21 protein-coding genes are annotated in these 21943 nt (G+C 70.3%); 16 read left to right on the top strand and 5 right to left on the bottom strand.

Going from position 1 to position 21943, the window contains the following annotated elements; translation table 11 throughout:
• Nucleotides 1-161 precede the first annotated feature (161 nt).
• The 8 genes from OHA03_RS24460 to der all read left to right on the top strand — a co-directional run bounded on the left by OHA03_RS24460 (nucleotide 162) and on the right by der (nucleotide 6246).
• Nucleotides 162-596 (top strand): YidB family protein, encoded by a 435-nt coding sequence (locus OHA03_RS24460; protein ID WP_267005928.1) that lies wholly within the window; start codon nucleotides 162-164, stop codon nucleotides 594-596.
• Between the two features lie 76 nt (nucleotides 597-672).
• Nucleotides 673-1035 carry a DUF1304 domain-containing protein gene (locus OHA03_RS24465; protein WP_267005929.1) on the top strand — a complete coding sequence of 121 codons (363 nt, stop codon included), beginning with the start codon at nucleotides 673-675 and terminating at the stop codon, nucleotides 1033-1035.
• Between the two features lie 4 nt (nucleotides 1036-1039).
• On the top strand, nucleotides 1040-1630 hold the full coding sequence (locus OHA03_RS24470; RefSeq protein ID WP_267005930.1) for a TetR/AcrR family transcriptional regulator: 591 nt from the start codon (nucleotides 1040-1042) through the stop codon (nucleotides 1628-1630).
• A 140-nt stretch (nucleotides 1631-1770) separates the two neighbouring features.
• Nucleotides 1771-2133, top strand: coding sequence for a chorismate mutase (gene aroH, locus OHA03_RS24475; RefSeq protein ID WP_267005931.1), 363 nt, complete (start codon nucleotides 1771-1773; stop codon nucleotides 2131-2133).
• Nucleotides 2130-3215, top strand: coding sequence for a prephenate dehydrogenase (locus OHA03_RS24480; protein ID WP_267005932.1), 1086 nt, complete (start codon nucleotides 2130-2132; stop codon nucleotides 3213-3215). The genes aroH and OHA03_RS24480 overlap by 4 nt, the downstream gene beginning before the upstream one ends.
• 124 nt (nucleotides 3216-3339) lie before the next feature.
• Nucleotides 3340-4056 (top strand): (d)CMP kinase, encoded by a 717-nt coding sequence (gene cmk / locus OHA03_RS24485; protein ID WP_267005933.1) that lies wholly within the window; start codon nucleotides 3340-3342, stop codon nucleotides 4054-4056.
• Nucleotides 4053-4709 carry a 1-acyl-sn-glycerol-3-phosphate acyltransferase gene (locus OHA03_RS24490; RefSeq protein WP_267005934.1) on the top strand — a complete coding sequence of 219 codons (657 nt, stop codon included), beginning with the start codon at nucleotides 4053-4055 and terminating at the stop codon, nucleotides 4707-4709. The genes cmk and OHA03_RS24490 overlap by 4 nt, the downstream gene beginning before the upstream one ends.
• Before the next feature lie 67 nt (nucleotides 4710-4776).
• On the top strand, nucleotides 4777-6246 hold the full coding sequence (der, locus tag OHA03_RS24495; protein ID WP_267005935.1) for a ribosome biogenesis GTPase Der: 1470 nt from the start codon (nucleotides 4777-4779) through the stop codon (nucleotides 6244-6246).
• A 113-nt stretch (nucleotides 6247-6359) separates the two neighbouring features.
• Here the strand turns inward: der and OHA03_RS24500 are convergent, their stop codons facing one another.
• Together OHA03_RS24500 and OHA03_RS24505 are read right to left on the bottom strand one after the other, a co-directional pair.
• Nucleotides 6360-6656 (bottom strand): hypothetical protein, encoded by a 297-nt coding sequence (locus OHA03_RS24500; RefSeq protein WP_267005936.1) that lies wholly within the window; start codon nucleotides 6654-6656, stop codon nucleotides 6360-6362.
• A gap of 137 nt (nucleotides 6657-6793) precedes the next feature.
• The gene (locus tag OHA03_RS24505; protein ID WP_267008145.1) at nucleotides 6794-7576 is read right to left on the bottom strand and encodes a hypothetical protein; all 783 of its coding nucleotides are present in this window, start codon (nucleotides 7574-7576) and stop codon (nucleotides 6794-6796) included.
• A 358-nt stretch (nucleotides 7577-7934) separates the two neighbouring features.
• On the opposite strand from OHA03_RS24505, the gene OHA03_RS24510 reads away from it, so the two are divergent.
• The gene (locus OHA03_RS24510; protein WP_267005937.1) at nucleotides 7935-8894 is read left to right on the top strand and encodes a YafY family protein; all 960 of its coding nucleotides are present in this window, start codon (nucleotides 7935-7937) and stop codon (nucleotides 8892-8894) included.
• A gap of 409 nt (nucleotides 8895-9303) precedes the next feature.
• Nucleotides 9304-9519 (top strand): I78 family peptidase inhibitor, encoded by a 216-nt coding sequence (locus OHA03_RS24515; protein WP_030917974.1) that lies wholly within the window; start codon nucleotides 9304-9306, stop codon nucleotides 9517-9519.
• Between the two features lie 117 nt (nucleotides 9520-9636).
• Here OHA03_RS24515 and OHA03_RS24520 read toward each other — a convergent pair whose 3' ends face one another.
• Complete coding sequence (locus tag OHA03_RS24520; RefSeq protein WP_267005938.1) at nucleotides 9637-10659, bottom strand: phosphatase PAP2 family protein; 1023 nt, start codon at nucleotides 10657-10659, stop codon at nucleotides 9637-9639.
• Nucleotides 10660-11155: 496 nt separating this feature from the next.
• Between OHA03_RS24520 and OHA03_RS24525 the strand changes: the two genes are divergently transcribed.
• Together OHA03_RS24525 and OHA03_RS24530 are read left to right on the top strand one after the other, a co-directional pair.
• A complete protein-coding gene (locus OHA03_RS24525) occupies nucleotides 11156-12871 on the top strand; it encodes an MFS transporter (protein ID WP_267005939.1) in 1716 nt (571 codons plus the stop codon).
• Nucleotides 12872-12944: 73 nt separating this feature from the next.
• The gene (locus OHA03_RS24530) at nucleotides 12945-14195 is read left to right on the top strand and encodes an acyl-CoA dehydrogenase family protein (protein ID WP_267005940.1); all 1251 of its coding nucleotides are present in this window, start codon (nucleotides 12945-12947) and stop codon (nucleotides 14193-14195) included.
• 39 nt (nucleotides 14196-14234) lie between these two features.
• On the opposite strand, the gene OHA03_RS24535 is transcribed toward OHA03_RS24530, so the two are convergent.
• Nucleotides 14235-14681 carry a cell division protein SepF gene (locus tag OHA03_RS24535; protein ID WP_030917985.1) on the bottom strand — a complete coding sequence of 149 codons (447 nt, stop codon included), beginning with the start codon at nucleotides 14679-14681 and terminating at the stop codon, nucleotides 14235-14237.
• A gap of 308 nt (nucleotides 14682-14989) precedes the next feature.
• On the opposite strand from OHA03_RS24535, the gene OHA03_RS24540 reads away from it, so the two are divergent.
• Nucleotides 14990-16276: a DUF5685 family protein gene (locus OHA03_RS24540; protein ID WP_267005941.1), complete on the top strand. Its 1287-nt coding sequence runs from the start codon at nucleotides 14990-14992 to the stop codon at nucleotides 16274-16276.
• Nucleotides 16277-16309: 33 nt separating this feature from the next.
• On the opposite strand, the gene OHA03_RS24545 is transcribed toward OHA03_RS24540, so the two are convergent.
• Entirely contained in the window at nucleotides 16310-17248 is a 939-nt protein-coding gene (locus OHA03_RS24545) for an ABC transporter substrate-binding protein (protein WP_267005942.1), read from the bottom strand.
• Between the two features lie 501 nt (nucleotides 17249-17749).
• On the opposite strand from OHA03_RS24545, the gene OHA03_RS24550 reads away from it, so the two are divergent.
• The 3 genes from OHA03_RS24550 to OHA03_RS24560 all read left to right on the top strand — a co-directional run bounded on the left by OHA03_RS24550 (nucleotide 17750) and on the right by OHA03_RS24560 (nucleotide 21924).
• Complete coding sequence (locus OHA03_RS24550; protein WP_267005943.1) at nucleotides 17750-19024, top strand: ISL3 family transposase; 1275 nt, start codon at nucleotides 17750-17752, stop codon at nucleotides 19022-19024.
• A 147-nt stretch (nucleotides 19025-19171) separates the two neighbouring features.
• A complete protein-coding gene (locus tag OHA03_RS24555) occupies nucleotides 19172-20050 on the top strand; it encodes an amino acid ABC transporter permease (RefSeq protein ID WP_267005944.1) in 879 nt (292 codons plus the stop codon).
• A complete protein-coding gene (locus tag OHA03_RS24560; protein WP_267005945.1) occupies nucleotides 20047-21924 on the top strand; it encodes an FAD/NAD(P)-binding domain-containing protein in 1878 nt (625 codons plus the stop codon). The genes OHA03_RS24555 and OHA03_RS24560 overlap by 4 nt, the downstream gene beginning before the upstream one ends.
• The last annotated feature ends 19 nt before the right edge of the window (nucleotides 21925-21943 follow it).

The raw sequence follows: 21943 nt of genomic DNA on the forward strand, positions 1-21943 counted from the left end.
GACAGCACGCGCTGCGGTGCGGACGCGGAGGTCGCCGAGGTCGTGTTGCCGGCGGATGTCCTTGGCCGTCGGTCCGACGGCGGCCGTCGGGCCCCGAGTGGCAGAAGCCCTGGTTCTGATCGACATTGTCGATAATCCGTCCCCTTCGGAAGGGCAGAACCATGGCAGGAAACGACCTCGGCAGTCTGCTGGGCAGCTTGCTGGGCGGCGGAAGCCAGGGCGGGGGTTCCGGCAACGCCGGGAACATCCTCGGAGCACTGCTGGGCACGCTGGGCGGCAACACGGGCGGCGGGGCCGGTGGCGGTGCGAACGCTCTTGAGGGCCTGATCGGGATGCTGACCAAGTCCGGCCTTCTCGACCAGGCCCAGTCCTGGGTCGGGACCGGTGAGAACAAACCGGTGAGCGGTGCCCAGATCGCGCAGGCCCTGCCGGACGAAACCCTGCAGAAGGTCGCCCAGGATGCGGGGGTGTCGACGGAGCAGGCGGCCGACGACATCGCCAGGTCGCTGCCCGAGGCGGTCGACAAGCTGACCCCCGCGGGCGAGGTCCCGAAGGGCGGCTCGCTCGAGGACCTGATCCGGGCGCAGGCGCTCTGAGCGTTCCGGGCCGGCCGAACCCCGTATCGATTTCCTGTACAGTTGTCCAGGAAATCGATAGGGGAGGCCATCCGCCATGCACATCGCAGCCCAGGTGCTGGTCGCACTGGTCGCGCTGATCCACGCCTATTTCCTGGTGCTCGAAATGTTCCTGTGGGACACCGCGCGCGGCCGGAAGGTCTTCGCCACCACCCCGGCGTTCTCCCGGGAGAGCGCCACGCTCGCCGCGAACCAGGGCCTGTACAACGGGTTCATGGCCGCCGGACTCGTCTGGAGTCTGATCGCGGGCGACCCTGTCGCGTACCAGGCGCAGATCTTCTTCCTCGGCTGCCTGATCGTCGCCGGGGTGTACGGAGCGGCCACCGTGAGCCGCAAGATCCTGCTCGTCCAGGCGGCCCCCGCCGCCACGGCCCTTGTCCTCGTCCTGCTCGCGGGCTGAGCCCATGACGCCCGCAGCGACGGCAGGCGGCGGAGATCCGCGTACGGCACGCACCCGCGGCAAGCTCCGCGAGGCGCTTCTCGCGGCCTGCGAGGAACAGCCACTCGACGAGGTCAGCGTCTCCGACGTGGTCCGCAGGGCCGGAGTCGGCCGGGCCACCTTCTATCTGCACTACGACGATCTGCGCGCCCTGGCCGTGGACGCCTGCGCGGAGATCGTCCGGCAGGCGGTCGAGGCCCTGCACGCCTGGGACGAGGTGCCGCCCGGTCCCGAGGCGCCCCCCGCTGAGCTCGTCGCCCTGCTGGCGGCAGTCCGCACCCGGGCCGAGGTCTACCGGAGCCTGCTGCGCGCCGGCGGCGGCGGACCGCTCGGCGAGCTGCTGCACCAGGAGCTGCGGCAGCGCAGCATCAGCGAACTGCGCCGTCGCCGTCCTCCGGGCTCCGCGGAGGACCTGATCGCGAGCGCCGTCGCCGGACTGTTCACCGGTGTCCTCGCCGACTGGGTGCACGGCCGGACCGATGCCACCCCGGCGCAGCTGGCGGGCGGGATCTGGCGGATGCTGCTGGCCGTGCACACTGCCGCCGCTCCCCGCTGACCTCGCGTCTCACCCACAGAGCACCCCGGCCGCCCGTCGCCCCGCCCCTCTAGGCTGAAATCACGCAGGCGGGCACAGGGCAGGCGCGACAAGCGCGAAGCGGCATGAAGAGAAGCGCACGAAGAAGTGAGGAGCCAGACGTGGCGGTACGAGCGGTCCGTGGAGCGGTCCAGCTGGAGCGGGACGAGGCCGGACACATGGACGAGCAGGTCAGCGCCCTGCTCACCGCCGTCCTGGAGCGTAACGGCCTCGTTGCCGACGACCTGATCAGCATCTGGTTCACCGCCACCCCTGATCTGCACAGCGACTTCCCGGCCGCCGCCGCCCGGGGCATCGGCATCGTCGACGTACCGCTGATCTGCGCCCAGGAGCTCGACATCGTGGGGGCGATGCCCCGCGTGGTGCGCATCCTCGCCCATGTCGAGACGTACCTTGCGAAGTCCGAGATACAGCATGTCTACCTCGGTGCCACCGCCGCCCTCCGCAAGGACATTGCCCAGTGAGAACTGCCGTCGTCATCGGAACCGGCCTGGTCGGCACCTCCGCAGCCCTCGCCCTCGCCGGGCGCGGCATCCATGTCCACCTGGTCGACCACGACCCGGCGTCGGCCCGCACGGCGGCCGCGCTCGGCGCCGGTACGGACGAGGCGCCCGAGGGCCGCGTCGACCTGGCGATCGTCGCCGTACCGCCCGCCCATGTGGCCTCGGTGCTCGCCACCGCCATGCGGGACGGCATCGCCCGCGGCTACCTCGACGTCGCCAGCGTCAAGGGCGGCCCCCGCCGCGAGCTGGAAGCCCTCGGCGTCGACCTCACGCCGTACATCGGTACGCACCCCATGGCGGGCAAGGAGCGTTCCGGCCCGCTCGCCGCCACCGCCGACCTCTTCGAGGGCCGTCCCTGGGTCCTCACGCCGACCCGGGACACCGACACCGAGGTCCTCAACCTCGCCCTGGAGCTGGTCGCGCTCTGCCGCGCCGTCCCGGTCGTCATGGACGCCGACGCCCACGACCGGGCCGTCGCCCTCGTCTCCCACACCCCGCAGCTGATCTCGTCGATGGTCGCCGCCCGGCTGGAGGAGGCCGACGAGACGGCCGTACGCCTCTGTGGCCAGGGCATAAGGGATGTCACCCGGATCGCGGCCTCCGATCCCCGGATGTGGGTGGAGATCCTCTCCGCCAACCCCGGACCGGTCGCGGACGTGCTCGCCGGGGTCGCCGCCGATCTCGAGGGGACGGTCCGGGCGCTGCGCAGCCTCCAGTCCGGCGACGACGACAAGCGCCGCGAAGGCACCGACTCCATCGAGGACGTCCTGCGCCGCGGCAACGCGGGCCGGGTCAGGGTCCCCGGGAAGCACGGGGCGGCCCCGGCGGCATACGACATCGTGGCCGTGCTCATCAGCGACCGGCCGGGCGAGCTGGCCGGGATCTTCGCGGACGCGGGCAAGGCCGGGATCAACGTCGAGGACGTCCGTATCGAGCACGCCACCGGGCAGCAGGCCGGCCTGGTGCAGCTGATGGTCGAGCCGAGCGTGGCCCCGGCACTCGCCTCGGCGCTTCGCGAGCGGGGCTGGTCGATCCGCCAGTAGGCCCCAGGCGGCCGGGGTCCGCGGCAGTTGTCCACAGGGGTGCAAAGGACCGTCCCGACACTCGGTAACCTTGTGCGGGGCGGGTTCGCGCGCCCTCGTCCCGCCCACCCCGTGTACCAGGAAGGTGTCCACCACCGTGGAAACCGTAAGCGCCGCAGCCCGGACGGCCCCGGCCGCAGTGATCGTCGCCATCGACGGGCCCTCCGGCACCGGCAAGTCGAGCACGTCGAAGGCCGTCGCCGCCAAGCTCGGCCTGAGCTACCTGGACACCGGTGCCCAGTACCGGGCGATCACCTGGTGGATGCTGAACAACGGCATCGACGTGCAGGACGCCGTGGAGGTCGCGACCGCCGCGTCGAAGCCGGTCATCGTCTCCGGCACGGACCCGGCTGCCCCGACGATCACGGTCGACGGCGAGGACGCCGCAGGCCCGATCCGTACGCAGGAGGTCACCTCGAAGGTCAGCGCCGTCAGCGCGGTCCCCGAGGTGCGTGCCCGGATCACCGAGCTGCAGCGGTCCATCGCCGCGGCCGCCGAGATCGGCATCGTCGTCGAGGGCCGTGACATCGGCACCACCGTGCTGCCCGACGCCGACCTCAAGATCTTCCTGACCGCCTCCCCGGAGGCCCGCGCGGCCCGCCGCAGCGGAGAGCTGAAGGGCTCCGATCTCGCCACCACCAAGGAGGCGCTGATAAAGCGGGACACCGCGGACTCCAGCCGCAAGACCTCGCCGCTCGCCAAGGCGGACGACGCGGTCGAGGTGGACACCACCGACCTGACCCTGCAGCAGGTCATCGAGTGCGTCGTCACCCTTGTCGAGGAGAAGCGGGCCGGGAAGTGACCGCAGCCTCGGGCACGCCCACGCTGCGCGGAGCGGCGGTCGGGCGCGGGATCGGCATCGGGCTGATGTACGGGCTGTGGAAGCCCCGCGTCCTCGGTGCGTGGCGGGTACCCGCCTCCGGACCCGTCATACTCGCGGTGAACCACTCCCACAACATCGACGGACCGATGCTGATGGGCACCGCGCCCCGGCCCGTCCACTTCCTGATCAAGAAAGAGGCGTTCGTCGGCCCCCTCGACCCGTTCCTGCGCGGAATCGGTCAGCTGAAGGTGGACCGTACGAGCGCCGACCGCACCGCCATCACCCAGGCCCTCGGTGTACTGGAGAACGGCGGGGTGCTCGGGATCTTCCCGGAGGGCACCCGGGGCGAAGGAGACTTCGCCTCGCTGCGGGCCGGGCTCGCGTACTTCGCGGTACGCAGCGGGGCGCCGATCGTGCCCGTGGCCGTCATGGGAAGCACCGAGCGCCGCGGACGGTTGATATCGGCACTGCCGCCGTTGCGCAGCGGGGTCGACGTCGTCTTCGGCGATCCCTTTGACGCGGGCGACGGAAGTGGCCTGCGGACCCGGAAGGCGCTGGACGAGGCGACCGTACGGATCCAGGCACGGCTGACCTCGCACCTGGAGAACGCCAGGCGTTTCACCGGGCGCTAGGTAAGACTTGAGTAGTGGGCCGCGTGATCGTGGTCCATCGATGATGATGCAAAGAGGAACGGACTTCATGAACGACCAGATTCACTCCGACGGCTCGGACCACGAGCACGGAGCGCTTGGCGACGCCGAGTACGCGGAGTTCATGGAGCTCGCCGCGCAGGAGGGCTTCGACGTCGAGGACGTCGAGGGCGCGATCGACGAAGCGGGTCACGGCCCGCTGCCCGTCCTTGCCGTCGTCGGCCGCCCCAACGTCGGCAAGTCGACCCTGGTGAACCGGATCATCGGCCGCCGCGAGGCGGTCGTCGAGGACAAGCCCGGCGTCACCCGGGACCGTGTCACGTACGAGGCCGAATGGGCCGGCTGCCGCTTCAAGGTCGTCGACACCGGCGGCTGGGAGCAGGACGTGCTGGGCATCGACGCCTCCGTCGCCGCCCAGGCGGAGTACGCGATCGAGGCCGCCGACGCGGTCGTCTTCGTCGTCGACTCGACCGTCGGCGCGACCGACACCGACGAGGCCGTCGTCAAGCTGCTGCGCCGGGCCGGCAAGCCCGTCGTGCTGTGCGCCAACAAGGTCGACGGCCAGAGCGGCGAGGCCGACGCCACCGCGCTCTGGTCGCTCGGTCTCGGCGAACCGCACCCGGTCTCCTCGCTGCACGGCCGTGGCACCGGTGACCTGCTCGACGCCGTCCTCGAAGCACTGCCCGAGGCCCCGGCCCAGCGCTTCGGCACCGCGCTCGGCGGCCCGCGCCGGATCGCGCTCATCGGCCGTCCGAACGTCGGCAAGTCCTCGCTGCTGAACAAGGTGGCGAACGAGGACCGGGTCGTCGTCAACGAAATGGCCGGCACCACCCGTGACCCGGTCGACGAGCTGATCCAGCTCGGCGGCATCACCTGGAAGTTCATCGACACGGCCGGTATCCGCCGCCGCGTCCACCTCCAGGAGGGCGCGGACTACTACGCCTCGCTGCGTACCGCGGCCGCCGTCGAGAAGGCCGAGGTCGCCGTCGTCCTGATCGACGCCAGCGAGTCCATCAGCGTGCAGGACCAGCGCATCATCACCATGGCCGTGGAGGCCGGGCGCGCGCTCGTGGTCGCGTACAACAAGTGGGACACCCTCGACGAGGAGCGCCGCTACTACCTGGAGCGCGAGATCGAGACGGAGCTCGCGCAGATCGCGTGGGCCCCCCGGGTCAACGTCTCGGCCCTCACCGGCCGCCACATGGAGAAGCTGGTCCCGGCGATCGAGACCGCGATCGAGGGCTGGGAGACCCGGATCCCGACCGGTCGGCTGAACGCCTTCCTCGGTGAGATCGTCGCCTCCCACCCGCACCCGGTCCGCGGCGGCAAGCAGCCCCGCATCCTCTTCGGCACCCAGGCCGGCACCAAGCCGCCGCGGTTCGTGCTCTTCTCCTCCGGCTTCCTCGAGCACGGCTACCGCCGCTTCGTCGAGCGCCGGCTGCGCGAGGAGTTCGGCTTCGAGGGCACCCCGATCCACATCTCGGTGCGGGTCCGCGAGAAGCGCGGCCGCAAGAAGTGACGCGGGCCTGATCAGCCCCGTTCCGGCCGCATGGGGCCGGACATGACGAAGCCCCGTACCGTCCCTGCTGTGAACGGTGCGGGGCTTCGTCGTGCCCGGGCTTCGCCGTACGGTCAGGCTCCCCGGGATCCCGGGGGCAGCGCCGCCGGCTGGGGGCGCCCGGCGTGCCGGCCGACCCGCTGCCAGGAACCGAGGCTTCCGGTGTGCGCGCCCGGGCCGGAGTGGCCGGAGTGGCCGCTCAGCGGGGCCCGGCTGCCGAACATATTGTTCCCGAACGCCACGAAGCCCAGGTTCTCCTCGCCGCTCCGATCACCTGGCAGCGCCCGGAACGACCGGCGGTACTCGGAGTACAGCGCGTCGTAGATCGGGGTGTGGGACTGACCGCCCGAGCGGTCCTGCGACGGACGCATGGCAGGGATCGGGCTCGGGCGCTGGTGGGAGGGGTCGTATGAGTGCACGTATGTGCCAACGACCCCATCGGCCGTCGGATGCGGGCCCGGCGGAGAAATAGCTGTTCGCCGGGGGTGCGAGGAGCGTACGGACATGATCAGGTCCCGGCCAGCGGCATCGCGGCCGCGACCAGGAGGCCGCTGGCCGCGGCCTTCTCCAGGGCGTCGCGCAGCAGGTCCTCGCGGGGTTGCTGGCCGATCGATCCGACCGGAGCGGCGAAGACGAGCACGGTCTGAGACTTGTTGGCCGCGGCCCGCCAGCCCTCGGTGACCTGCAGTGGTGCATGTGCCTGCCACCAGGCGACCGGGGCGCCGCCGCCCGTCCCCGGCTGGAGGACGGCGTGCAGCTGGCCCATGGCGAGCAGGATCGACCAGCCGTGCAGTACGGCGGGCACCTGGTCCATCCGGTGGACCGGGTGGAAGCCCTGTTCCAGCAGAAGCTGCAGGAACTCGTCGCCCCCGCTGCCGTACGCGCCGGGGCGGGTGATCGCGCCGGTCGGCTCGACGACCAGCGCCGGGTGGAGCTCGTCATCGATCAGGACGAGCCCGCTGGTGATGCCCAGGACGGCCTGCTCGGGCATGAGGCCCTCCGGGGTCTCCGGCTCGCTGCCGGTGATGCTGCGCACGGCGCCCTGCAGCTGCTCCTCGGAGACCTGGACCACCTGGGAGGGGATGCAGGTCGCGTGGGCGAAGGCGAGCACGGCGGTCTCGTCGCCGACGAACAGCACCGTGCTGGTGCGCTCCTGCTCCGAGTCGCCCGGAGTGCGGCAGGAGGTGCAGTCGTAGCTGCCTGGGGCGTTGTCGCCGACGAGCAGCCGATCGGCTTCGGCATCGCCGATCTCGGCGCGTACGTCCTCGCTGACGTCGAGCATGCGCGGCACGGGTGGCTCCTCGAACTCGGTGCGTGCGCCGGGCGGTTCCCGGCTCATGAACAGACAACGGGTGAGCTGCGGCCGGGGTCACGCGGGAAAAGGAACGGAATCGAACCATCCGGCGCAGAGGGTGAATCGGGGGACCGATGGGTTTACTCCCGGTCAATACCCGCTGATCGAACCCGTATCGGCGAGACCGGGCGAGGAAGGGGAGGGTGCGACGACAGGTCGACAAATCAGGAAAACAGCGAATGTATCCAGTGGCTGAAAGTCGTCTATGCGTTGAGCGCGGCTGGAGCCGGGCCCCGCAGCAGGACGATCCGGATTGCGGACGCAGGCTGTCCGCAACCGCTGGCAGACTCGTCCCATGTTGGAGACCTCGGCACGACTGCTGCGCCTGCTCTCACTGCTGCAAGCCCACCGGGACTGGTCCGGCGCCGAGCTCGCCGACCGGCTCGGCGTCACCCCCCGGACCGTCCGGCGCGACGTCGACAAGCTGCGGGAGCTCGGCTATCCCGTCAACGCAAGCCCTGGCACCGGCGGCGGCTACCAGCTCGGTGCCGGGGCCGAGCTGCCGCCGTTGCTCCTCGACGACGAGGAGGCCGTCGCGGTCGCGGTCGGGCTGCGCACAGCGGCCGGCAACGGTGTGGAGGGCATCGGGGAGACCTCCGTACGCGCACTCGCCAAGCTCGAGCAGGTACTGCCGAACAGGCTGCGCCGGCGGGTGAGCGCGCTGGGCGCCTTCACCGTGCCCATGCTGCGCGGCCCCGACGCGTCGACCGTCGATTCGGGGGTTCTCACCGAGCTGGCCGGGGCCTGCCGGGACGGCGAGCGGCTGCGCTTCGCGTACCGCGCCCATGACGGCTCCGTATCGCGCCGGACCGTCGAACCCCACCGGCTGGTGTGCACGGAGCGCCGTTGGTATCTCGTCGCCTGGGACCTGGACCGCGCGGACTGGCGTACCTTCCGGGCGGACCGGATCACCCCCGCACCGCCGCACGGTCCCCGTTTCGTCCCGCGCCGCCCGCCCGCCGAAGACCTGGCCGCGTATGTCTCCAAGGGCGTCTCCACCGCCGCGTACACGGCGCGTGCCGTGATCCGGCTGAAGGTGCCCGTCGAGCGGGCGGCCGAGCGGATCTCGCCGTCCTCGGGTGTGCTGGAGCGGATCGACGAGGACAGCTGCCTGCTGCGCACCGGGGCGGCCGGTCTGGACGTTCTGGTGATCCATGTGATGCTCATGGGCTTCGACTTCGAAGTCGTCGAGCCGCAGGAGCTCACCGACGCGATCAGGACCGCCCGGGACCGGTTGTCCCGGGCGCTCGACTGAACCGTGCCGCGCTCTTTCGTCTGTCAACTCGCTGTGTCCGGTATACGGGTGGATGTGGGCGGCCGTCCCGGTCCGATGGTGTGGATATCGTGTCCAAAAGATAAGTACGCCATAAGGAAGCGTGAATTCCCGGTGCTCGGTTTCATTTTCCGTACACCGCCCGGGACGGGAATTTCCACTACCTGGGATGCCGAAATTTGTTTGGTTTCTCCGTCCGTTCCGAGATCATTCTTCGGCTTCTGCGATTACTGTGCGTCGGCTTACGGACCGCACGTTCGAGTGAACCAGTTCGAGTAAACGTGTGTAGTGATCCTGTGACACAAGCGTGACCGGTGGCGTACGTGAGGATGCCGCGCCGCCGCCGGAGCCAGGCTTCCGTACCCGTCCGGGGCCGCCTACGGTGAGAGACATGGCACCTATACCGACTCCTCCCGCACAGCCCGACGACACACCCGGCGCGTACGTCGGCCTCGCCGCCGAAGCCGCCGAGCGGAGGGCCCGTGCGCGTGGCTGGAGCAGCGTCAGATCGCTGCCGCCGGGCGCGATCATCACCATGGAGTACCGGGCCGGACGGATCAATTTCGAGGTCGACGACGCCGTCGTGACCCGCTGCTGGGTGGGCTGAGACCCACAGCGGCTGCGACAGACCCGCGACACGAGCAAGGCCCCGACCGAGGTCGGGGCCTTGACTGTGCGGGGCGAGGCTGTGCGTACCGTCCCCGACGCGTGGGGGTTCGGTCCGTCAGCCGCCGCTCATCGGGCGGGCCGGGCTGGTGCCGCCGCGCGGCGTACGGTCCGCGTGCGGCGGGCGGCGGCTGCCGGCCGGGGTGCTGGGCGTCCGCTCCGAGCGCACCGTGTGCGTCGTATGGGCCCGTGGCCGGGCACCCGCCGCGGGGGCCGCGGCCCCCGCGTGGCTTCCCGCGGCGACCGGTTCGAGCGCCGGGTCCTCGTCCAAGGCGTCGGCACCGGCGCGCTGCGGCAGCAGCACGGTCCGGGGGCCGCCGGCCGCGACAGGCACCGAAGGCACTGCCCTGCCCCGCGCGCGCCACTGCTCGCGCACCGCGAAGATCCAGTCCTCGGCGCGGGTGATCAGCGGCTCGACCCACGGCAGGCCCAGCAGGATCAGCAGTCCCGCGGTCCAGCCCAGCAGCACATCGCTGAGCCAGTGCGTGCCGAGATAGACGGTCGTGAGCCCGACCCCGAGCGAGACCACTGCCGAGAGGGCCGACAGATAGCGCCTGGCCCTCGGGGTGGTGGCCAGGTAGGCGAGGATTCCCCAGGTCACGACCGCGTTGGCGGTGTGCCCGGACGGGAATATATCGCCGCCGGCGAAGAGCTCGGCGGAGCCGATCTGGGTCGCGTAGTGCGGGCCGAGCCGGCCCAGGCCGAGCTTGACCGCACCCACCGTCAGGTTGAGCAGCAGCAGTGAGGCGCCCAGCGTCAGCAGGGGCCGCAGCGTGTGCTGCCGCCAGGAGCGCCAGCCGAGCCAGCAGGCGACCATCACGGCCGTGGGGCCTCGCTGGCCCAGTACGACGTAGTAGTCGAGGAAGGCGTGGATTCCGGGCCACTGCTGGTAGGGCCGGAACAGCATGACCTTCCAGTCCAGGGTCACCAGCCAGGAGCCGATCAGTACGGCAAAGACGATGGCGAGATAGAACGCCAACGTCCCGCCGAAGAGAGCGATGCGGTGACGGCTCATCCGCGGTGGCTCTATCTTCGGCGGTTCCGGCTCCCGGTCCAGCCGGGCAAAGATGTCGGTACGCACCCAATCGACGTTACAGCGAGTGAGTGCGCGTTCCGGTCGATCCGGCCGCTTTGTGATGACGATGTGATGTGGACTATGTCTCAGCCGGGCATCTTTTCCTGACCGTTCGGTGAATCCCGGCGACCTTCCGATCTATTTTCCCGCACTCATTTCGGAAGGGTGTTTGAGTGTCCGTGAATAACAAAAATCGATGCGGTATGCATTTCTCCGGCCGTCACGTCCGGGTGAACGGACGGTGCTGGGGCGGTCACGGGGCGAGTCCGGTGTGCGTCCACGGCGGCGACGGGCGCCGTCCGGCCGGGCCGGCTGCGGGATCCGGCGTGGCGTACGCCACACTCCGTGGTCCGCCGCGGTATGAGATGGACCACGTGTGGCCACGCCGAACTCGCGTACGCTGACGCGGATCACTCGCCCGTCGATGCCGGGCCTGGAGGGGCAGCAGACGCTGCATCCCCGGTTGGCCTGCCGAGCGCGAGGCCTTTTGGGAGGTACATGCATGTCCGGGACGACCACAGCCCGACTCCGGCTGCGCGCAGCCGCCGACGGTGCCAACCGATGGGTCGTCCTGGTCGTCCTCTGCCTCAGCCTGTTGCTCGTGGCGCTCGACGCGACCGTGCTGCACGTCGCCGTCCCCGCCGTCACCGAGGACCTGCGGCCGAGTGCCGTCGGTCTGCTCTGGATCGTCGACGCCTATCCACTGGTCTGCGCCTCACTGCTGATCCTCTTCGGCACCCTTGGTGACCGGGTCGGCCGCCGCCGCATACTGCTGCTCGGCTACGCCCTCTTCGCGGTCGCCTCCGCGGTTGCCGCGATGGCCGACAGTCCGGGCGTACTCATAGCGGCGCGCGCCCTGCTCGGGGTCGGCGGCGCGATGATCATGCCGGCGACGCTGTCGATCCTCCGCCAGGTCTTCCCCGACCGGCGTGAACGGGCCGTCGCCATCGGGGTGTGGACCGCGGTCGCCGCTGTCGGCGCGGCCATCGGACCGGTCATCGGCGGCTTCCTCGTCGAGCACTTCTGGTGGGGCTCGGTCTTTCTGATCAACATCCCGCTGATGGCCCTCATCCTTCCGGTCGGCCGGCTGCTGCTGCCCGAATCACGGGGCAGCAATGACGGCCCCTGGGACGTGTTCGGCGCGCTGATGGCCGCGGCCGGAGTACTCGGTGTGGTCCTCGGTGTGAAGCGCGCGGGCACCGGCGGGGGCATTTTCGTCCTCGCCACCCTCGTACCGCTGTTCCTGGGCGGCGCGCTGCTCGTCGCGTTCGTACGACGGCAGAAGCGCCGTACGCATCCACTGATCGACATCGGGATGTTCGCCAGACCCGCCTTCTCCACCGCGGTCGGCTGCATCGTCCTCGCCATGCTGGCGCTGGTCGGTCTCGAACTGATCGCCGTCCAGTACCTCCAGCTGGTCCTGGGCCTCAGCCCGCTGGAGACCGGTCTGCGGCTGCTGCCGCTCACCTTCGCCGCGATGGCGGCGGGCGCCACCGGCTCGTACACCCTGCGCCGGATCGGCCCGCGCCGGATGGTCGGCTGGGGCTTCGTGCTCACGGCGGCCTCGGTGCTGATCCTGACCCTGATGGGGCAGCACGACCGGCCCGGTCTGCTGACCGTTGCGTTCGTCGTACTCGGCTTCGGGCTCCAGTCCACGCTCTTCGGTGCGTACGAATCGATGCTCAGCGAGGCCCCCGCCGACCGGGCTGGTGGCGCGGCGGCCATCGGCGAGACCTCGTACCAGCTGGGAGCGGGTATGGGGATCGCGCTGCTCGGCAGCGTGATGAACGCCGCCTACACCCCCGGGCTGGCCAGGCTCTCCGGGGCGGGCGTTCCCGCCGAGGCCTCCACCGCCGCCTCCCACTCGCTGGGCGAGGCCTATCAGGTGGCGTCCCAGCTGGGCGGTCCGCTGGGCGAGGTGCTGCGCAGCACCGCCCGGCACGCCTTCGTCAACGGTCTGCATGTCACGCTGCTGGTCAGTGCGGGGCTGCTGCTGCTCGGCGCGCTCGCCGCGCTGCGGCTGCCGCGGGTGATGGAGTGCCCGCCGCGGGTTCTCTGCGATCCGCGCGATGTGCAGGACGACCGCGAGTCCAGTGAGGCCCGGGCGTTCCACGGCGCCCCGGGAGCCCCTGGACAGGACCGTCCGAACCGGCCCCGTTCGCTCCCGGTCCGGCGGCAACCCGCCGAGGCCACCGGCTCTGGACGAGCGGCACACTGAGCCGTAACGTCAGCACGACGCCATAACTAACACTGCTAGTTTTAGTACCGTGCGAGCCGCCGGAGGCACTCCCATGTCCACCACCGAGTCCGCTGAGTCCGCGAAGCCGTCGAAGCTGCCGCCGTTCGACCCCGCCGACCCGATCGGCATCGACGATCTGCTCGGCGCCGAGGACCTCGCGATCCGCTCCACCGTCCGCGCCTGGGCCACCGACCGGGTCCTGCCGCATATCGCCGAGTGGTACGAGAACGGCGAGCTGCCCGGCATCCGTGAGCTGGCCCGCGAGCTCGGTTCGATCGGTGCCCTCGGCATGTCCCTCCAGGGGTACGGCTGCGCGGGCGCCACCGCCGTTCAGTACGGACTGGCCTGCCTGGAGCTCGAAGCGGCGGACTCCGGGATCCGCTCGCTCGTCTCGGTCCAGGGCTCCCTCGCCATGTACGCCATCCACCGCTTCGGCTCGGAGGAGCAGAAGGAGCGGTGGCTGCCCGGGATGGCAGCCGGCGAGATCATCGGCTGCTTCGGGCTCACCGAGCCGGACCACGGCTCCGACCCGGCCGGGATGCGGACGTACGCCAAGCGCGAACCAGGGGGCACCTCCCGCTCGGACGAGGCCGGGAGCGGGGGAGACTGGGTCCTCAGCGGCCGCAAGATGTGGATCACCAACGGCTCGGTGGCCGGGGTGGCCGTCGTCTGGGCACAGACCGACGAGGGCATCCGCGGCTTCGTCGTGCCGACCGATACCCCCGGCTTCTCGGCGCCCGAGATCAAGCACAAGTGGTCGCTGCGCGCCTCCGTCACCAGTGAGCTGGTGCTCGACGAGGTACGGCTGCCCGCCGATGCCGTACTCCCCGGGGTCACCGGCCTGCGCGGCCCGCTCAGCTGCCTCGGCCACGCCCGCTACGGCATCGTCTGGGGAGCCATGGGCGCGGCACGAGCCAGCTTCGAGGCAGCGGTCGACTATGCGAAGACCCGGGAACAGTTCGGGAGGCCGATCGGCGGCTTCCAGCTCACTCAGGCCAAACTCGCGGACATGGCCGTCGAACTGCACAAGGGCATCCTGCTCGCCCACCATCTGGGCCGTCGGATGGACGCGGGCAGGCTCCGCCCGGAACAGGTCAGTTTCGGAAAGCTCAACAATGTGCGGGAGGCGATCGAGATCTGCCGCACGTCACGCACCATTCTCGGCGCCAACGGGATCTCGCTCGAATACCCGGTGATGCGGCATGCGACGAATCTGGAGTCGGTGCTCACCTACGAGGGCACCGTGGAGATGCACCAGCTGGTGCTGGGCAAGGCGCTCACCGGTCTGGACGCATTCCGGTAGAACGGGACGCCGGCCGGACCGATCCGGCGAGCGCCCTGCTCAGCTCTGGTTGAAGAAGCCGTCGGCCGGTCGGCCGGCGGCTTCGCCGCTGACCACGTGGGTGTCGGCCGGGGTCAGCAGGAAGACGCGGGTGGCTACGCGGTCGATCGACCCGCGCAGTCCGAAGATCAGCCCCGCGGCGAAGTCCACGACCCGCTTCGCGTCCGAGGGGTCCATGGCCGTGAGGTTCATGATCACCGGGACGCCGTCCCGGAAGAGTTCGCCGATGCCGCGGGCGTCCCGGAAGCTGTCCGGGGTGACTGTGGCGATCCGGCGGCCCGTCTCCTCGGCCGCCTCGGAGACCACCTGCACCCGTGGGTCGGTCACCCAGGCATTGCCGGTCCCGGTCCGTGCACCCTCGGCGTACTCGTCGTCGTCGTCGTAGTAACGCTCGTCGTTGTCCTCTACGAGGCCCAGCCAGGCACTCGCCTTGCGCACCGATCCCATGGACGCCTCCTCTCACCGCGGTTCCTTGGTGTTCCGCATCTCATTCGTATCCCTATGGTCGACCATGATGCGGATCGTGCGCCAAGTGGATAGTCGGCGCGCAGGGGATTCGTGACGTTACTGGTGCAGAAGATGTGGCGATTCGTCAAGGTTCCTCCTGCATAGGGCCCCTGGTGAAAAGAGAATATGATGTCCCGGTCCGTACGGGTGACGTGGGGTGCGTACGGGTGAACGGTTCACTCGATACGATGCCCGTCGCGCACGCGCACGAGTGCGGCGCACAACGGAGCGACTCTCGGGGGATCGTCGTGTTCGGAATAGTCAGGCCCTGCGCCCATCGGTTGTCGGAGCGCCTCAAGGCCGAGTGGATGGCCCATCTCTGCGGGCTCTGCCTCGCACTTCGCTCGGACCACGGGCAGTTCGCCCGGATCGTCACGAACTATGACGGCCTGATCGTCTCGGTTCTGACGGAGGCTCAGGCGGAGCGCACCACCGGATGGCGACGCACCGCGGGGCCCTGTCCACTGCGCTCCATGCGGACCGCTCCGGTCGCCCGCGGCGAGGGGGCAAGACTGGCAGCCGCCGTCTCGCTGGTGCTCGCCTCGGCGAAGGTACGGGACCACATAGCGGACCAGGACGGGCTGTTGAGTCGCCGCCCGGTCGCCGCGGCCGCCCGCCGGGTCGCCACAGGCTGGGACCGGGCCGGGGCGCGTACCGGCGCGGAGCTGGGGTTCGACACCGCCGTCCTCGTCGACGCCGTCGACCGGCAGACCGGCATCGAACGGCTCGCCGGGCCGGGCACCCCGCTGCTGACGGTCACGGAGCCCACCGAGACGGCCACCGCGGCGGCCTTCGCCCACACCGCCGCACTCGCGGGCCGACCGCAGAACGCCGAACCCATCGCCGAGGCCGGCCGGCTCTTCGGGCGGCTCGCGCATCTGCTGGATGCCGTGGAGGACCAGGAAGCTGACGCCGCGTCGGGTGCCTGGAACCCGCTCACCGCCACCGGCACCTCGCGCGCCGAGGCCCGGCGGTTGTGCGACGACGCGCTGCGTGGTGTGCGGCTGGCGCTGCGCGACGCCGAATTCACCGACGACAAGCTGACGCATCTGCTGCTCGTACACGAACTGCGGCGTTCGGTGGACCGGGCCTTCGCCACGCAGACGTGCTCGCACCGGGCGGATGCCCAGCTCATCGGTGGGGATCTGACGGACAGCCGGCAGGCGGAGTCCTCCCCGAGGTCGCCCGGCGACGCGGCGGGGCTGCGGCAGACCGGGTCCTTCGGGCCGCCGCCGGGCAATCCGTACGCGCCGAACAACCCCGGCAGCCCGTTCGGCCCGCCTCAGCCCCCGCCGGAGCCGCCGCGCGACCGGCGTGGGCTGATCACGGGCTGCCTGGTGTGGGCGGGCCTCGCCTGCACCTGCCAGATGTGCTGCGGGACCTTCGAGGACCCGTGGAGCCGGCAGCGGCGCGAGGGGCTGTGCAGCCAGTGCGACTGCAGCGACTGCTGCGATGCGTGCGACTGCTGCAGCAACTGCGGGGACTGCTGCAGCTCCTGCGACTGCTGCGACTGCGACTGCGGGTGCGACTGCTGAGCCACTCCTCGGGCCGGCTCAGCGGCCCCGGGGTCACTTGATCTCGGGCGGCGAGATCTGCGAGGACTCGATCGCCGACGCGTCGATGCCCCACTTCTTCAGGATGCGGTCGTACGTTCCGTCCGCCTTGAGCCCATTGACCGCCGCCTGGAAGGCGGGCGCCAGCGGGGTGCCCTTGTTGAACGCGAAGCCGACATCGAGCCGCTTGAACTCATTGAGGAAGCGCACGCCCTGCTGCTGGTCCACCGCATAGCGCAACCCGTTGATGGTCGACATCACCACGTCGCTGCGGCCCTGCTGGAGCGAGGCCCAGACGGCCGCCAGATCGGAGTAGGTCTTCACGTCGTACGGCTTCTTGCCCGCCTCGGCGCACCGGTGCTTGTTCTCCTCCAGCGTCACTTCGAAGGTGGTACCGGCGGCGGTGCCCACGGTCAGGCCGCAGAGCTGGGTGAGATCGGTGACCTTCGACAGTTTGCTGTCGTCGCGGACCGCGAAGCCCTGCCCGTCATTGAGGTACGTGACGAAGTCGATCGTCCGGCGGCGCTCGTCGGTGACCCCGAAGTTTCCCGTCCCCAGGTCGTACTTCCCGCTGCCCAGCGCAGGCAGGATCGCCTCGAAGGCAGCCACCTCGCGCTTCAGCTTCAGCCCCAGCGCCCTGGCCACGGCGTCCGCGACGTCGATGTCGGTGCCGGCCACGGTCTTCCCGTCCGGCAGATAGGTGGCGCCGGGCGGCGTGCCGACGCTGGAGGCGATGGTCAGTGTGCCGGAGGCGCGGACCTCGGCGGGCAGCAGCGCGGCCGCGGCCTTGTTCTTCTTCACCGACGACACGACGTCCTGCGTCGGAATCATCCCCTTGGCGGAGGTGGCCGCGCCGGCCGGAGCGGCTGCCGGATCGCCGGACCCGCACGCGGTGAGAGCGAATGCGGCGACGGTGATCAGCGCGAAGGCGGCGGTGTGCCGGGTACGGGGCATGAGGTGTGGTTCTCCAGGTTCGTCGACCGTGCGCGGGCAGCCGGGCAGCGCCGGGCGGCGCGCCACGGCAGCACGGCCACGGGCGGGGCGAAGGAAGAGCGGAAGGAGCTCGGAACGGCGAACAACCTGAGGGGAGGGTGCAGCGATGTTGTGTACGTGAAGACGCGCAGGGAACGGTGCTCAGGCGCCGGACACGGCGCGGGGCACGGACGCGAGGAACCGCAGGGGGTCAGCTCAACAGGAGGAGGACCACACGCGACCGAAGTCGATGTGGGAGCGCTTGACCAGCCACTGCTGCGAATACATGGCTCAAGTGGAACAGGCGATCCACTGGTCCGTCAACTGACCTGAGACGTATGACTCACAGTGTGGACAGGCTTGACAATATGGGCTCTCCTGTCGCTTCCGTGGGTCGCTGACCAGGGCTGATACGCAGAACACGCCGTAGCCCGGCTACGTTTCGACTTGCGACAGTACGAAACGGAAGAACCTGGATACGGCGTGCGATCTGCAAGCATATGGACTCGGCTGCTCGGAGTCGAACACACGGTGGTCGCGTCGGTCGAGGCCGAGGAGGGCAACGGCGCGGAGGCGGGCCCCTGGGATGTGGTGATCGTGGCCCATGCCCGCCCGGCGAAGAGGCGGCGGCAGCGGTGCGGGGTCTGCGGTCGCCGGTGCGCCCGGTTCGACAACGGCGAGGGCCGCCGGCGCTGGCGTGCCCTGGACCTGGGGGTGGTCCGGGCGTTCATCGAGGCCGACGCGCCGCGGGTGTCCTGTCCCGAGCACGGTGTGGTCGTCGCCCACGTGCCCTGGGCCCGCCACGGTGCCGGGCACACCCTGGCCTTCGACGACACGGTGGCCTGGCTGGCCACGCACTGCTCGAAGACCACGGTGGTCCAACTGCTGAGGATCGGCTGGCGCACGGTCGGCGGCATCTGCGCCCGCGTGTGGTCGGACGTCGAACAGCGCGTGGACCTGCTCGCGGGCCTTACCCGGATCGGCATCGACGAGATCTCCTACAAGCGGCACCACAAGTACCTGACCGTGGTGGTCGACCACGACAGCGGCCGGCTCGTGTGGGCGGCGGCCGGCCGGGACAAGGAGACACTGCGGTCCTTCTTCGACCTGCTCGGACCTGAACGCTCCGCGAAGATCACCCACGTGTCCGCGGATGCCGCCGACTGGATCGCGAAGGTAGTCGCCGAGCGCTGCCCGCAGGCGGTGCGGGTGATGGACCCGTTCCACGTCGTGCAGTGGGCCACCGACGCCCTGGACACCGTGCGCCGCGAGGTCTGGAACGCCGAGCGCGGCGGCAAGGGCCGCGCCACCCCGGGCTCGAAGTCACTGAAGAAGGCCCGCTGGGCCCTGTGGAAACGCCCTGAGGACCTCACCGAACACCAGCGCGCGCAACTGGAGTTCATCGCGAAAGCCCACCCCGTCCTGCACCGCGCATACCTGCTCAAGGAGGGCCTTCGCCTGGCGTTGAAATCCGGCCCCGACACCCCCGAGGCCCTCCTCGACTGGGTGTCTTGGGCCCGCCGCTCCCGACTGGAGCCCTTCGTCAAGCTGCAACGGGCCATCGTCAAGCACTGGGACGCCATCACGGCGGCAGCCGAGCACTCCATGAGCAACGGGATCGTGGAGAGCATGAACACCAAGATCCGCCTGATCACCCGCATGGCCTTCGGCTTCAAGGACCCCGCAGCGCTCATCGCACTGACCATGCTCAGCCTCGGCGGCCACCGACCCCACCTACCAGGGCGTCAAGCTGCATGAACCTACCCACGGAAGCGACAGGAGAGCCACAATATGTTGTGAACAGCGCTTACCTCGGAAGCGGATCGCGCTGAGGGGCCCGGTCCGCGTTGTGTTTTCCGTGAAGGCACGTCCCGTGTTCGATCTCTGCATCCACGGAGCCTTCGCATGTCTGCGCAGACAGATGCCTTTCCTCAATCACGCCCGGCCCCGCTCTCCGAGAACAGCGGCAAGGACAACGACGCCGACCACCTGCGCATCGTCCCTGCGCGCCGAACAGGTCAGTGGGCAGCGGCCGTTGTGGTCCTGCTGCTACTCGCCCTGGCGCTGAACTCCGTCATCCGCAACGACGCCTTCCAGTGGGACGTCGTCGGCGACTACTTCACCACCGCCTCCGTCCTGCGAGGCCTCGGCCTCACCCTCTGGCTCACCGCCCTCGTCATGGCGCTCGGCTTCGCCCTCGGCACACTGCTGGCCGTTCTCAGACTCTCCACCAACCGCGTTCTCCAGGCGGTCAGTTGGGGCTACGTCTGGCTCTTCAGATCCACCCCGATCCTGGTCCAGCTGCTCTTCTGGTTCAACATCGGCGCGCTCTACCCGGAGATCCTCGGTGTCCGTACGGTGAACCTCCTCGGGCCCGTCACGGTCGCCGTCATCGGCCTCACCCTGCACGAGGCCGCGTACGCGGCCGAAGTGGTCCGCGGCGGCATCCTGTCCGTCGAGCGCGGGCAGATCGAGGCCGCACAGTCGCTGGGCCTCGGCGCCTGGCGCCGGTTCCGCCGGATCGTGCTGCCGCAGGCGATGCGCTCCATCGTCCCGCCCGCCGGGAACATGCTGATCGGCACGCTCAAGGGCACCTCGATCGTCAGCATCATCGCCGTGCAGGACCTGCTCTACTCGGTGCAGCTCGTGTACCACCGCACCTACCAGGTGATCCCGCTGCTGCTTGTCGCCACTCTCTGGTACGTGGTGGTCACCTCGCTGCTCAGCGTCGGCCAGCACTACATCGAACGGCACTACGCCCGTGGCACGGCGGGTGCCCGGTGAGCGTCGGACCGGCTCTCGTCATCGTCGGCGCCGGGCCGCGCGGCACCGGCCTCATCGAGCGCATCGCCGCCAACGCCCCCGAGCTGTACGAGGGCCGGCGGCTGGACATCCATCTCGTCGACCCGCACCCGCCCGGCGGCGGCCGGATCTGGCGGCACGACCAGTCCCCGTTGCTCTGGATGAACTCCATGGCCGAGGACGTCACCATGTTCACCGACGACACGGTCCAGCAGGAGGGGCCGATACGTCCGGGGCCCGCATTGCACACCTGGGCGGCCGACATCCGCGACGGCCGGGTCACCCTGGAGGTCGAACCGGAACTCCTTGCCCAGATAATGGCATTGGGAGGCCAGGACTTCCCGAGCAGACGGCTGCAGAGCGCCTATCTGGCATGGGTGTACGAGCAGGCGGTGGCCGCACTTCCGGCGGGCATCACCGTGCATCGGCACCGTGGGCACGCCCTGCGCGTCACCGGGCAGCGCGACGGCCGTCAGCACGTCTGGCTGGAGGGCCGCGACGAACCGCTGACCGCCGACCTCGTCGTGCTCACCATCGGTCACCTCGATGCCGAACCCGCCCCGGAACACGTCGAGTTGACCGAGTTCGCGGACCGGCACGGGTTGGTCCACCTGCCACCCGACTTCACCGCCGACAGCGACCTGACCGCCCTGCCCGCCGGTGAACCGGTCATCGTCCGGGGCTTCGGGCTCGCCTTCATCGATCTGATGGTGCTGCTGACCGAGGGACGCGGCGGACGGTACGAGAACGGCGAGTACCTGCCTTCCGGGAAGGAGCCCGTGCTGCACATCGGATCGCGGCGCGGTGTCCCGTACCACTCCAAGATCGGCTACGGCTGGCAGGGCGAACGGCCGCCGCTGCCGCGCTTCCTGGGCCCGGACCGGACCGAAGAGCTCCTGAGCCGGCCCGGCCCGCTCGACTTCCGGCGCGATGTGTGGCCACTTGTCGACAAGGAGCTCGGATACGCCCACTACCACCGGCTCTTCACCGTGCACGCCGAGCGCACGACCGTCGACCGGCAGGTCTTCGAGGAGAAGTACGCGGCCGCCGAACCGGGCAGCCAGGAACTGCGTGCCCTCGTCGTCGCCGCCGTCCCCGACCCCGCCGACCGGCTCGACCTCGAAGCGCTCGACCACCCGCTGGACGGCGTGCGCCACCCGTCGTACGACGCACTCCAGGTCGGGCTGCGCGCCTACATCACCGCCGACCTCGACCGCCGGCACGACCCCGCCCACAGCGAGGACCTCGCGGTCTTCCTCGGACTGCTCTCCGTCTACGGGCAGTTGATGCGGTTCGGTGACATCGGCAGCTGGTGGCACGGATTCTTCAGCTACCTCGCGTCCGGCCCGCCGGGACCACGGCTGCACCAGCTGCTCGCGCTCTCCAGGGCCGGGGTCGTCCGCTTCCTCGGCGCGGGGATGACCGTCGAGGCGGACGAGGAACGGGGCATCTTCCGGGCCGGCAGCGCCACCGTGCCGGGGGAGTGGATCGAGGCCCGCGCACTGGTCGAGGCCCGGCTGCCGGATCCGTCACTGGAGCGCACCCGCAGCCCGATCCTTCAGGCGCTGTACGAGGACGGAGCCGCCGCCACCGACACCGGGCTGCTCTCCGTCGACCCCGACGACGGCCGGATCCTGGGCCGTGACGGCCGCCCGCACCCCCGGCGCTTCGCCCTCGGCCCGCACACCACCGCACGGGTGAGCGGCGCCTTCACCCGGCCGCGCACCGGCGGCCCGGCGTTCCGGCAGAACGACGCCACCGCACGGACGGTTCTGGCGTTCCTCCGCGACCTGCTCTGTAGCGACGGCGGCGACCGCAGCGACGGAACGGACGGCAGCGGCCGCCTCAGCGCCTGACCGCGGTGCCGTCCCCCCT

This window comes from Streptomyces sp. NBC_00154 (assembly GCF_026342835.1).
Lineage (GTDB): Bacteria > Actinomycetota > Actinomycetes > Streptomycetales > Streptomycetaceae > Streptomyces.

Coding starts and splice junctions, on each gene's coding strand:
- OHA03_RS24545 (WP_267005942.1), bottom strand. CDS start 17,248: ATGCCCCGTACCCGGCACACCGCCGCCTTCGCGCTGATCACCGTCGCC.
- der (WP_267005935.1), top strand. CDS start 4,777: ATGAACGACCAGATTCACTCCGACGGCTCGGACCACGAGCACGGAGCG.
- OHA03_RS24515 (WP_030917974.1), top strand. CDS start 9,304: ATGGCACCTATACCGACTCCTCCCGCACAGCCCGACGACACACCCGGC.
- OHA03_RS24555 (WP_267005944.1), top strand. CDS start 19,172: ATGTCTGCGCAGACAGATGCCTTTCCTCAATCACGCCCGGCCCCGCTC.
- OHA03_RS24525 (WP_267005939.1), top strand. CDS start 11,156: ATGTCCGGGACGACCACAGCCCGACTCCGGCTGCGCGCAGCCGCCGAC.
- OHA03_RS24530 (WP_267005940.1), top strand. CDS start 12,945: ATGTCCACCACCGAGTCCGCTGAGTCCGCGAAGCCGTCGAAGCTGCCG.
- OHA03_RS24465 (WP_267005929.1), top strand. CDS start 673: ATGCACATCGCAGCCCAGGTGCTGGTCGCACTGGTCGCGCTGATCCAC.
- OHA03_RS24535 (WP_030917985.1), bottom strand. CDS start 14,681: ATGGGATCGGTGCGCAAGGCGAGTGCCTGGCTGGGCCTCGTAGAGGAC.
- OHA03_RS24500 (WP_267005936.1), bottom strand. CDS start 6,656: ATGCGTCCGTCGCAGGACCGCTCGGGCGGTCAGTCCCACACCCCGATC.
- OHA03_RS24460 (WP_267005928.1), top strand. CDS start 162: ATGGCAGGAAACGACCTCGGCAGTCTGCTGGGCAGCTTGCTGGGCGGC.
- OHA03_RS24470 (WP_267005930.1), top strand. CDS start 1,040: ATGACGCCCGCAGCGACGGCAGGCGGCGGAGATCCGCGTACGGCACGC.
- OHA03_RS24510 (WP_267005937.1), top strand. CDS start 7,935: ATGTTGGAGACCTCGGCACGACTGCTGCGCCTGCTCTCACTGCTGCAA.